Here is an 11752-nt window from a genome sequence, read left to right on the forward strand (position 1 = left end):
ATGCGCCGTAACGTCTTGCGGCGCATGTTCTATTTCTGCTCCGCGAGAAACCGCCCATGATGCGTCAGTACGAGCTTGTCGAGCGCGTCCAGCGCTACAAGTCTGACGTCAACGAGGCGCTGCTCAACAAGGCCTATGTCTATGCCATGCAGAAGCATGGCCATCAGAAGCGCGCCTCGGGCGATCCCTATTTCTCGCACCCGCTGGAAGTCGCCGCCATCCTCACCGACATGCATATGGACGAGGCGACCATCGCCACGGCGCTTCTGCACGACACCATCGAGGACACCACCGCCACCCGTGCCGAGATCGACGAACTGTTCGGTCCCGAAATGGGCAAGCTGGTCGAGGGGCTGACCAAGCTCAAGAAGCTCGACCTGGTCTCCAAGAAGGCCGAGCAGGCGGAGAACCTGCGTAAGCTGCTGCTCGCCATCTCCGAGGACGTGCGCGTGCTTCTGGTCAAGCTCGCCGACCGCCTGCACAACATGCGCACCCTCGACCATATGCCGGAAGCGAAGCGGCTGCGCATCGCCGAGGAGACGATGGACATCTATGCGCCGCTCGCCGGGCGCATGGGCATGCAGGGCATGCGCGAGGAACTGGAAGACATCGCCTTCCGCTACGTCAATCCGGAAGCCTATCGCACGGTGACCGAGCGGCTGGCCGAGATATTCCAGCGCAACAAGGGCGTGCTGGCGGAGATCGAGAAATCGCTGTCGGCGCTGTTCGAGAAATATACCATCCACGCTACCGTCACCAGCCGCCAGAAAAAGGCTTGGTCGGTGTTCCGCAAGATGGAGGCCAAGGCGCTCTCCTTCGAGCAGCTTTCCGACATCTTCGGCTTTCGTGTCGTCGTCGACACCGTCGAGGACTGCTATCGCGCGCTGGGTGCCATCCACACCACCTGGTCGATGGTGCCGGGCCGCTTCAAGGACTACATCTCGACGCCCAAGCAGAACGACTACCGCTCCATCCACACCACCATCGTGGGGCCGTCGCGCCAGCGCGTCGAACTGCAGATCCGTACCCATGAGATGAACAAGATCGCCGAATACGGCGTCGCCGCCCATTCGGTCTACAAGGATTTCGGCTCGAAGGAAGGCAACGGCAAGACCAACGGCGTCGCTCCGACGATCTCCAAGGACACCAACGCCTATGCCTGGTTGCGGCGCACCATCGAACAACTGTCAGAGGGCGACAATCCCGAGGACTTTCTCGAAAACACCAAGCTGGAACTGTTCCAGGACCAGGTGTTCTGCTTCACGCCGAAGGGCATGCTGATCGCGCTGCCGCGTGGCGCCACGCCGATCGACTTCGCCTATGCGGTGCACACCGATGTCGGCGATTCCTGCGTCGGCGCCAAGGTCAACGGCCGCATCATGCCGCTGATGACGGAACTGAAGAACGGCGACGAGGTCGAGATCATCCGCTCCAAGGCGCAGGTGCCGCCGGCCGCGTGGGAATCTGTGGTGGTCACCGGCAAGGCCCGTTCGGCCATCCGCCGCGCCACCAAGAACGCCATCCGCAAGCAGTATTCCGGGCTCGGCACCCGCATCCTGGAGCGCGCCTTCGAGCGCGGCGGCAAGCGTTTTTCGAAGGAGAGCCTGAAACCGGTGCTGCACCGGCTGGCGCGCAAGGACATCGAGGATGTGCTGACCGCCGTGGGCCGCGGCGAGATCGCTTCCTCGGACGTCCTGAAGGCAGTGTTCCCAGACTACAAGGACGAGCGCGTCACCGTCGCACCCAAGCAGCAGCGCGAAGAAGGCTGGTCGCGCATCCGCAACGCCGCCGGCATGCTGTTCCAGATTCCCGGCCGCTCGCGGCGCGACAAGACCAAGCGGCCGGAGGATTCGGCCGTTCCCATCCGCGGCGTGCGGGGCGACCTGCCGGTGCGTTTCGCGCCGGAGGGCGCGGTGCCGGGCGACCGCATCGTCGGCATCATGCAGCCGGGCTCGGGCATCACCGTCTATCCGATCCAGTCGCCGTCGCTGACCGCCTTCGACGACCAGCCGGAACGCTGGATCGATGTGCGCTGGGACATCGACGAGAACAATAAGGAGCGTTTTCCCGCCCGTGTCTCCGTTACCGCCATCAATGCGCCGGGTTCGCTTGCCGATATCGCCCAGGTGGTTGCATCCAACGACGCCAACATCCATACGCTGTCGATGATCCGCACCGCGCCGGATTTCACCGAGATGCTGCTCGACCTCGAAGTGTGGGACCTGAAGCACCTCAATCGGCTTCTGTCGCAGCTCAAGGAAAACTCCAGCGTCAGCGACGCCAAGCGCGTGAACGGTTAGGACAAGGACGCAACGATGCACAACGGCCAGACGGGAAACGGCAGCGCAATGAGCACGGAGGATGTGCTGGCCGTCTTCCGCTCCGCCGGTGCCGTGCTGGAGGGGCATTTCATTCTCACTTCCGGCCTCCGCAGTCCCGTCTTCCTGCAGAAGGCGCGCGTCTTCATGCATGCCGACAAGACGGAAAGGCTCTGCAAGGCGCTTGCCGAAAAAATCCGCGCGGAAGTGTCCGGCCGTATCGACTATGTGGTCGGTCCAGCCATCGGCGGCCTGATCCCGGCCTACGAGACGTCACGCCACCTCGGCGTGCCGGCGATCTGGGTCGAGCGTGAGCAGGGCGTGTTCAGGCTACGCCGCTTCGACATGGAGAAGGGCGCGCGCGTCGTCATCGTCGAGGATATCGTCACCACCGGCCTGTCGATCCGCGAGACGATCGAATGCCTGCGCGGGCTTGGCGCCGAGGTAGTGGCGGCGGCCTGCATCATCGACCGTTCCGCCGGCAAGACCGATGTCGGCGTGCCGCTGATCGCGCTCGCCGAATATGAGGTTCCAGCCTATCCGGCTGACGCCCTGCCGCCGGAACTGGCGGCCATACCGGCGGTTAAACCGGGTAGCCGCAACATATGAGGTGAGAAGGGCGGTCGGGCGGATGCTGTTCAGGCGTAGGAAAACGGAATCTCTTGGCGAGCGGGTTCGGCTGTGGCTGTGGCCGCGCCGCTCCTTTTCGCGCTCGCTGCAATATTTCTCCAAGCGTATCCTGCGGCTGAACGCCACGCCTCATGCGGTCGCGGCCGGCGTCGCGGCCGGCGTGTTTGCCTCTTTCTTCCCGCTCGGCCTGCATTTCCTCATCGCCGCAGCGGTCTGCTGGCTGATCGCCGGAAATCTCGTGGCCGCCCTGCTGGGGGCGGCTGTCGGCGGCAACCCGCTGACCGTGCCGCTTCTGTGGGGCGCGTCCTGGGAAACGGGCAAGCTTATCCTGCACCACCACGTCACGCATGGTCCGCCGGCCCGTCTCAGCGCCATGATGCACAACTTGAGCTTTGCCCAGCTCTGGGTCCCGGTGCTGAAACCGCTGACCATCGGCGCGATCTTGCTAGGCTTGGTCTTCGGCCTGCTGTTTTATGCCCTGACCCGCTGGGGCATGGCGGCGTTCCGTGAGCAGAGGCGCCGCCGCCTCGCCGAAAAGACGCGCCTGCGCCAGACCGGCACCCACGACGTCGGCAGCGCAGCACGATGATCGTCGGCATCGGCTCCGATCTAATCGACATTCGTCGCATCGAGAAATCGCTCGAGCGGCACGGAGAGCGCTTCGTCCAGCGCATTTTCACCGAAACCGAGCAGGCGCGCGCCGAAGGGCGGGCGCATCGCGCCGCCACCTATGCCAAGCGCTTCGCCGCCAAGGAGGCCTGCGCCAAAGCGCTGGGCTGCGGCATCGCCGATGGCGTGTTCTGGCGGGACATGGGCGTGGTCAACGAGCCCGGCGGCAGGCCGACGATCGAGCTTTCCGGCGGTGCCGTGACCCGGTTGGCCCGCCTGCTGCCTAAGGGCCACAAGGCGGCGATTCATCTCACCATGACCGACGACTATCCGCTTGCTCAAGCCTTTGTGATCATCGAGGCCCTGCCGGCCGCACAAGCGCCACAGTGATAGGACCATGCCCGTCTCATTGAACGTTGCCGGCCGCGCGCCGAGCCCTTATAGAGCCAGACCATGAAAGAGGACGACATGAGCGCGGCGGACAAGTCCGAGAAGAAATCCGGAGGCCTTGGCGAGACGGTTTCCGTCATCGTCCAGGCTTTGCTCCTGGCGCTGGTCATCCGCTCGCTGTTCTTCCAGCCTTTCTCCATCCCATCCGGTTCGATGCGACCGACGCTGCTGGAAGGCGACTATCTGTTCGTCACCAAATGGGCCTACGGCTATTCGCGCTATTCGCTGCCCTTCGGCCCGAACCTGTTTTCCGGTCGCATCTGGGGCGCGGAGCCGAAGCGCGGCGACGTGGTCGTCTTCAAGTTCCCGCCCAATCCGTCGATCGACTACATCAAGCGCGTCGTCGGCCTGCCGGGCGACCGCATCCAGATGAAGGACGGCCAGCTGTTCATCAACGGCGTCGGTGTGCCACGCGAGAAGGTCGGCCAGATCGACAATCCCGACATCACCGAGGTCAACCGCCCGGTCGACGTCTACCGCGAGACGCTGCCCGACGGCGTGAGCTACGACACGCTCGACCTGTCGCCCAATTCCATCGGCGACAACACGCGTGAATTCGACGTGCCACCGGGCCATTATTTCATGATGGGCGATAACCGCGACAATTCGAGCGACAGCCGCTTCACCGTCGGTTTCGTGCCGGCCGAGAACCTTGTCGGCCGCGCCAACATCATCTTCTTCTCGATAGCCGACGGCGCCAGCCCGCTGGAGATCTGGAAATGGCCGTCCGACATGCGCGCCTCGCGCCTGTTCCACTTCGTCAGGTGATGGCGCTGAACCGGCCGATCGGCGAGGCACTGGCGAGAGCGATAGCCGACAAGACGGGCTACGCGTTCCAGGATGTGCGCCTGCTGGAAACCGCGCTTACCCATTCCAGCGCCGCCAAGGCCAAGGCCAACAACGAACGCCTCGAATTCCTGGGCGATCGCGTGCTCGGCCTCGTCGTCGCCGACATGCTCTTCGCCCGGTTTCCCGATGCCCGGGAGGGCGAGATCGCCCCGCGCTTCAATGCCCTGGTCGATGCACGGACCTGCTCGGAGGTCGGGCTTGAGCTGGACCTGGAGCACGAGATCCGCGCCGACGCAGCACTCAAGGCCCGTTCGCGCGGCTCTGGCGGCAACTACCTGGCCGATGCGGTCGAGGCGCTGATCGCCGCCATTTACATCGACGGCGGACTGGATGCCGCGCGGCGCTTCATCCTGCGCTGCTGGGAGCCGCGCATCGACACGGTCGTCGCCAAGCCGCCGAACCCGAAATCCGAATTGCAGGAATGGATCGCCAGGACGAGCGACGCCCGTCCCGAATACGTTATCGACAGGCGCGAAGGACCGGACCATCAGCCGGTCTTCACCGTGTCGGTCCGGGTCGCCGGCTTTGAGCCCTCGACCGGCACGGGCGGTTCCCGCAGGGCGGCCGAGGAGGCCGCCGCAGCGGCGCTTCTGGTGCGCGAAGGCGTATGGAGCGCGGAAGGAACCTCTCGATGACCGCTGCCGAGGAAGCCGCCGCCCAGCCTTCGACCCGTTCCGGCTTCGTCGCCCTGATCGGCGCGCCCAATGCCGGCAAGTCGACGCTGGTCAACCAACTCGTCGGCACCAAGGTGTCGATCGTCACCCACAAGGTGCAGACGACGCGCGCGCTGGTGCGGGGCATCGCCACCCATGGCGCGGCGCAGATCGTCTTCGTCGATACGCCCGGCATCTTCAAGCCGCGCCGGCGCCTCGATACCGCGATGGTGACGACGGCCTGGGGCGGCGCCAAGGACGCCGATATGGTGCTGGTGCTGATCGACGCCGAACGCGGCATCAAGGGCGACGCCGACGCCATCCTCGACAGGCTGGCCGACGTGCGCCAGCCGAAGGTGCTGGTGCTGAACAAGGTCGACCGGGTGAAGCCGGAGGCGCTGCTGGTCCTGACGCAGGCGGCCAACGAGCGCGTCGCCTTCGAGCGAACCTTCATGGTGTCGGCGCTGACTGGGTCCGGCTGCAAGGACCTGCTCGACTATCTCGCCGAGGCGCTGCCGGCAGGGCCTTGGTATTATCCGGAAGATCAAATCTCTGACCTGCCGATGCGCCAGCTCGCCGCTGAGATCACGCGCGAGAAGCTTTATCTGCGCCTGCATCAGGAGCTTCCCTATTCCTCCCATGTCGAGACGGAGAAGTGGGAGGAGAAGAAGGACGGTTCGGTGCGCATCGAGCAGGTCATCTATGTCGAGCGCGACAGCCAGAAAAAGATCGTGCTCGGCCACAAGGGCGAGACGATCCGCGCCATCGGCGAGGCCTCGCGCAAGGAGATCGGCGCTATCCTCGAACAGAAGGTGCACCTGTTCCTGTTCGTCAAGGTCCGCGAGAACTGGGGCGACGATCCCGAGCGCTACCGCGAGATGGGCCTGGAGTTCCCGCATTAAAGCATTTTGCAGCCGACGGAATCGTCTGGCGTCCGCACAAATGCGGCTGGAAAACAGCTGGAGCAGCCGGCTGCGTTCGTCAGAACGCCGTTGCTCTGGCAGACCTTGATTTCGCCGCCGAAGCCGTCGAAGTTCCGACCATGGAGTGGCGCGACGAGGGAATCATCCTGGGCACCCGCAGGCATGGCGAAACCAGCGCCATTCTCGAGGTGATGACGCGCGCGCACGGACGCCACATGGGGCTGGTGCGCGGCGGCCGCTCGCGCAAACTCCAGCCGGTGCTGCAACCTGGCAACCGCGTCGATCTGGTGTGGCGCGCCCGGCTCGACGAGCATCTCGGCCTGTTCCAGGCCGAGGCGCTGGAGATGAACGCCGCGCGCCTGATGGACAGCGCAATCGCCGTCTACGGCATCCAGCTTCTCGCAGCGCATCTGCGCCTTTTGCCCGAACGCGATCCGCACGACGCGGTTTACGAGACTCTGGGCGTCATGCTCGGCCATCTCGACGATCCCGATGCGGCCGGCGAGCTGGTGGCGCGCTTCGAGCTTCTGGTGCTGGACGAACTCGGCTACGGCCTCGACCTGACGCAGTGTGCGGCGACTGGGACGAGCAGCGATTTGGTCTACGTCTCGCCGAAATCGGGCCGCGCCGTGTCGCGTGAGGCGGGCGCGCCGTGGCATGACAGGATGCTGGCGCTGCCGGCCTTCCTGCGCCGTGGCGCCGGCCTGCGCGGTGATCCGGTCGCGGTGGCGGAAGCCTTCCGTCTGACGGGCTTTTTCCTGCATCGCCATGTCTATGAGCCGCGCGGCATCGAGGAGCCGGGCGCGCGCGCCGGCTTTCTGGCCGCGCTTATCCGCCATCATGCCGCGCCCAAATCGGCCGACGGCGCCGCATCCGGGGAAAGTGCTGCGTGACCAGGGCGATTTTCTCGCCGATACGCACCATTCGATGACGGTTTGAGGGAACTGCCATGACCACCATACTGGATAGCCTGATCGGCCTCGCCGTCATCGTCGCGCTGTTCGTCATCCTGTCGCGGCAACGCAAGCGGCTCGACCGGGTCGAGCGCGAGCTGGCCGCCTTGCGCGGGCTGGTCCTGTCGGGCGTGCCCGCGACCGGCGCTGCCACGGCATCCGCCAAGACGAAAGAGACTGAACTGGCCTCGGCACAGCCCGATGCCGAGCCGGAAACTTTGCATGAGGTAGCCGATGCAGCCGTGGCCGAGCAGGCCGGCGCGCCGGTTCCCGGTCCATGGGCCAAGGTTCCCGCCATGGCGACGGCCGTTTCGACCGAGACGACTCCGCCGGCGCAAGCCGAAACCGAGCGGCAGGAGACACCTGCCCAATCGGCTGCTCCGACGCCGAAGGCACGCGACATCGAAACCGCGCTGGGCACCCGCTGGGCCGTCTGGGTAGGTGGCTTGGCGCTGGCTCTCGGCGGCCTGTTCCTGGTGCGCTACACCATCGAGGCGGGCGTCTTCGGCCCTGAGGTTCGGCTTGCCATGGCGGCGGTGCTGGGCCTCGTGCTGGTCGGCGGCGGCGAATTCATCCGCCGTACCGGCTTCAAAATGCCGGTTGAGGGCGCGGCAAGCGCCTACATTCCGGCAATCCTGACGGCGGCCGGCGCCTTCGTCCTGTTCGGCACGATCTATGCCGCGCACGCCGTCTATGGCTTCATCGGCCCGACCGCCGCCTTCCTCCTGCTTGGAGCCGTGGCCATCGGTACCATCGCGCTGGCGCTGGTGCACGGCCAGGCGCTGGCCGGCATCGGCCTGCTCGGCGCGCTGGCGACGCCGCTGCTCATCGATACGCAATCGCGCAACGATTGGGCGCTGTTCGGCTATCTGGCGATCGTTCTGGCGGCCGCCGGCTTCGTCGCGCGCATCAGAGCGTGGACCTTCCTGATGACGGCCGCCTTCGTCGGCATCGGCCTGTGGACGCTGCTCTATGTCGGGCAGGCGCCGGATCCCGATTATCGCATCCTGACCTTCGCTGGCCTCGTCACGCTGGCGGTCCTGGCCTTCGCCTGGCTGGGACGCGCGCAAACGGGGCAGGGCGGCTTCGACCTGCCGTCCACTGCGCCCGGCCTGTTCATCGGTCTTTCGGTGCTGGCACTGTTTTATGCGCCTGCTCTGGCCGGAACGCCGGCAATGTGGACCGGAGTGCTGCTGATCGCCGCCATGCTCGCGGTCGCGCTCTATCGGCAGCCGGCGCTGGCGCTGGTCCATGCGGCGGGCGCGACGGCGGTTCTGGTGTTTCTCGGCGTCGTGCCGTTCGTCGCTTTCTACCCGGACTTCGGCGGCGATTTCTTCATTCCCGGGCAGGGCATGGAACCGCTGTTCGACGGTGCGGTGATCGACGGCGGAATTATGCTGCGCCTCGGCGCTGTTCTCTGCGTCCTCTTCCTTGCGGCGGGGCTCTGGAGCGCCCGGCGTCTGGCGGCGGCCGTTCCGGCCTGGGCCGCGACATGGGCTGGTTGGGCCGTCGCCGTGCCTTTGGTCGTCGTGCTGACGCTCTGGGTCACCTATGGCAACATCGATCATGACTACTTCTACGCGGCCATCGCCGCGCTGCTGGTCATCGTCTTCGTCGCCGGCAGCGAATGGATCGCACGGGCCGAGCAGCCGCCGTTGGCGGGCGGCAGCGCCGTTTGCCTCGCCTTGATCGGCGCCGGTCTCGCCGCGCTGCTTTTCCTGCACATGGCCTTCGGCTCGGGCCTGACGACCGTGCTCGCGGCCGCCGCCGTCGTCGTGCCGGCCGTTGCGACGCGCAAGCGCTCCTGGCCGGTGCTCGGCTGGCTTTCGGTCGGTGCGGCGGTGGCCGTTCTGGCGCGCGTCGCCTTCGACCCGACCATCGTCGGCGCCGACGCGCTGTCGCGCACGCCCGTCTTCAACTGGCTGCTGCCGGGCTACGGCATTCCAGCGCTCGCCTTCGCCGCCTCCGCCTGGCAGCTTGCGCGCACGACGGCCGGTCGCCCTCGGCTTGCCATGGAAGCGGCGGCGGCCCTTTTCGCGCTTCTGCTGCTTGCCATGCTGGTTCGCCACGCCATGCACGGCGGCGTTATCGACGACGGCGCACTGACGCTGGCCGAACAGGCGATTTATACGCTGATTACGCTGGGCTTCGCCGCGATCCTCGTTTCGATCGACATGCGCTCGCCGAGTTCGGTGCTGCGCTACGGTTCGCTCGCCATCGGCGTCCTGTCGGTGGCCTCCATCGCCGGCAGCCATTTCCTCTGGCTCAACCCATTGTTCACCGACGAATCGACCGGCTCCATCCCAGTCTTCAACCTTCTGTTCCTGGCCTATCTGCTGCCGGCGATCGCGGCGGGGCTGCTCGCTCTCTACGTTCGCGACAAGCGGCCGAAATGGTATTCGGCCATGCTGGCGCTGACGGCGGCCCTGCTCGCCTTCGTCTATGCGACGCTGTCGGTGCGCCGCTTCTTCAAGGGCGAATATATCGGCCTGTGGAGCGGGCTAGGTCAGGTGGAAACTTACAGCTACTCCGCGCTCTGGCTGCTGCTCGGCGTCGTCGTGCTGGCCATCGGCGTCCGGCTCGGCTCGCAGGTGCTGCGCATCGCCTCGGCGGCGCTGATCGCGGCGGCGGTGCTGAAGGTCTTCCTGTTCGATATGTCGGAACTGGAAGGCGTGCTGCGGGCGCTCTCCTTCATCGGCCTGGGCGCGGTGCTGATCGGCATCGGCCTGTTCTATCAGAAGCTGTTGACCAGTGCGGCGCGCCGCAGCGGAGAACCAGCCACCTGATGAGCCGGGAATAAATGCGCCGCAGCGTTCGTTGTCTTCTCGCGCGGGATGCAGCTAAGGCCGCATCTTGCGACGGGCGACGAACCGGCGTTCAATCGGCGGTAGCAGCGGGCGGCGGGCAGGCGCGGGCGTAAACGGCAGCGATGGACGACAGGAAGGCAGCGATCGTCAGCGAGATACCGCGCCTCAGGCGCTATGCGCGCGCTTTGCTGCGCGACCGCGACGGTGCTGACGATCTCGTCCAGGATTGCCTCGAACGCGCGCTCACCCGGCTGGACAATTGGCAAAGCGGAGAAAGCCCCCGAAGGTGGCTGTTCACGATCATGCATCATCTGTTTATCGACCGGATGCGCAAGGTGAGCCGGCGCGGCGAGACGGCGATGCTGCCGCTCGATGCCGACGAGGCGCTTGCCGCGCCCGCCGAGCAGTTCGGCAACGCCGCCTCGCGCGAGATCTTCGACGCCTTGCAGGCCATCGGGCCTGATCGCCGCGCGGCGCTGGTGCTGGTCTCGATCGAAGGCTTTTCCTATGCCGAGGCCGCCAACATCCTTGGCGTGCCGGCCGGAACGCTGATGTCGCGCATCGCCCGCGGTCGAGAGGAACTGCGCGGATTGCTGGACGATTCATCCCGTCGCCGCGCCATCAGGATCGTCGAATCATGAGTGGGCGCGATTTCACCGAGCGGGATATCCACATGGCGCTCGACGGCGAACTGCCGGGCGAGGATCGCGCCGGCTACGAAGCCTGGCTGGCCGCCAACCCGGACATGCAGGCCAGACGCACCCGCTATGCCGGCGATGCCGAGGCATTGCGTTCCGCTTTCGCGGGCGTTCTCGACGAGCCGGTCCCGGCGCGGTTGACGCGCGCCGCGCTCGGTGAAAAGCCCGTGGTGGTAGAGCGCCGGCGCCCGCGCTGGTGGTTGGCCGCGGCTGCCGCCCTGCTTTTGGCCGTTGGCGGAGCCGGCGGCTACGTCGCCGCTTCGCTGGGAGGCGGGTCACATGACGACAGCGCGCAGGATCAGCTGGCCGAGGAGGCGATCGCGGCCCATGTCGTCTATGCCGCCGAGAAGCGCCATGCCGTCGAGGTCCCCGCCAGCGACCTGGATCATATGGAAACCTGGCTGTCCAACCGCATCGGTATGAAGCTGGTCGCGCCCAACCTGAGCGACGACGGCTTCCAGCTTGTCGGCGGTCGGTTGCTGCCGGCGGGTGGGCACCGTGCCGCCATGCTGCTCTACGAGGATGCGGAAGGAAACCGCATCTCGCTGTTCGTCACGACAGAGCCGGCAGCGCATGGCAAGGGCATCTACGCGCAGTCCGGCGAGGGGCCTCGCGCGGTCTATTGGCTCGACAAGGGCTACGGCTGCGCGGTCGTCGGCTCGCTTCCGGACAACCGTCTGAGCGAGGTGGCCAAACGGGCCTACGAGCAGCTCATCGCGGGCATGATCTCGTGAAGGCCGTCGATTTCGGGATGGCAGTTGAGGGTCGGAGAGGGCGCCACAATTCAGCCCGATTTCAAGCGCGATAGCGCGAACTTCGCAGGGTTTTTCGCCTTGCTTCCTGAGTCGGCAAGCCTTTCCCA

Annotated in this window: 11 protein-coding genes; all 11 read left to right on the top strand. The window is 66.0% G+C overall.

Translation table 11 applies throughout. The features are described 5' to 3' along the window. The first annotated feature begins 56 nt into the window (after positions 1-56). Positions 57-2300: a RelA/SpoT family protein gene (locus tag E6C48_RS13555; RefSeq protein WP_136358039.1), complete on the top strand. Its 2244-nt coding sequence runs from the start codon at positions 57-59 to the stop codon at positions 2298-2300. A gap of 48 nt (positions 2301-2348) precedes the next feature. Continuing rightward, on the top strand, positions 2349-2927 hold the full coding sequence (gene pyrE / locus E6C48_RS13560) for an orotate phosphoribosyltransferase (protein WP_136358041.1): 579 nt from the start codon (positions 2349-2351) through the stop codon (positions 2925-2927). A gap of 22 nt (positions 2928-2949) precedes the next feature. Further along, on the top strand, positions 2950-3537 hold the full coding sequence (locus E6C48_RS13565; protein ID WP_136358043.1) for a DUF2062 domain-containing protein: 588 nt from the start codon (positions 2950-2952) through the stop codon (positions 3535-3537). Continuing rightward, complete coding sequence (gene acpS, locus E6C48_RS13570; protein ID WP_136358045.1) at positions 3534-3947, top strand: holo-ACP synthase; 414 nt, start codon at positions 3534-3536, stop codon at positions 3945-3947. Before E6C48_RS13565 ends, acpS begins: the two co-directional genes overlap by 4 nt. Positions 3948-4025: 78 nt before the next feature. Continuing rightward, positions 4026-4775: a signal peptidase I gene (gene lepB, locus E6C48_RS13575; protein ID WP_136358227.1), complete on the top strand. Its 750-nt coding sequence runs from the start codon at positions 4026-4028 to the stop codon at positions 4773-4775. Further along, positions 4775-5491, top strand: coding sequence for a ribonuclease III (gene rnc, locus E6C48_RS13580; RefSeq protein WP_136358229.1), 717 nt, complete (start codon positions 4775-4777; stop codon positions 5489-5491). The genes lepB and rnc overlap by 1 nt, the downstream gene beginning before the upstream one ends. Then, complete coding sequence (gene era, locus E6C48_RS13585) at positions 5464-6411, top strand: GTPase Era (protein ID WP_168734530.1); 948 nt, start codon at positions 5464-5466, stop codon at positions 6409-6411. Before rnc ends, era begins: the two co-directional genes overlap by 28 nt. 140 nt (positions 6412-6551) lie before the next feature. Beyond that, entirely contained in the window at positions 6552-7325 is a 774-nt protein-coding gene (recO, locus tag E6C48_RS13590) for a DNA repair protein RecO (protein ID WP_136358049.1), read from the top strand. Positions 7326-7381: 56 nt separating this feature from the next. Then, complete coding sequence (locus E6C48_RS13595; RefSeq protein WP_230978760.1) at positions 7382-10171, top strand: DUF2339 domain-containing protein; 2790 nt, start codon at positions 7382-7384, stop codon at positions 10169-10171. A 143-nt stretch (positions 10172-10314) separates the two neighbouring features. After that, complete coding sequence (locus E6C48_RS13600; protein WP_136358051.1) at positions 10315-10833, top strand: sigma-70 family RNA polymerase sigma factor; 519 nt, start codon at positions 10315-10317, stop codon at positions 10831-10833. Next, on the top strand, positions 10830-11624 hold the full coding sequence (locus E6C48_RS13605; RefSeq protein ID WP_136358053.1) for an anti-sigma factor family protein: 795 nt from the start codon (positions 10830-10832) through the stop codon (positions 11622-11624). Before E6C48_RS13600 ends, E6C48_RS13605 begins: the two co-directional genes overlap by 4 nt. Positions 11625-11752: the final 128 nt, after the last annotated feature.

It is taken from the genome of Ollibium composti (assembly GCF_004801285.1).
GTDB classification, from domain to species: Bacteria; Pseudomonadota; Alphaproteobacteria; order Rhizobiales; family Rhizobiaceae; genus Mesorhizobium; species Mesorhizobium composti.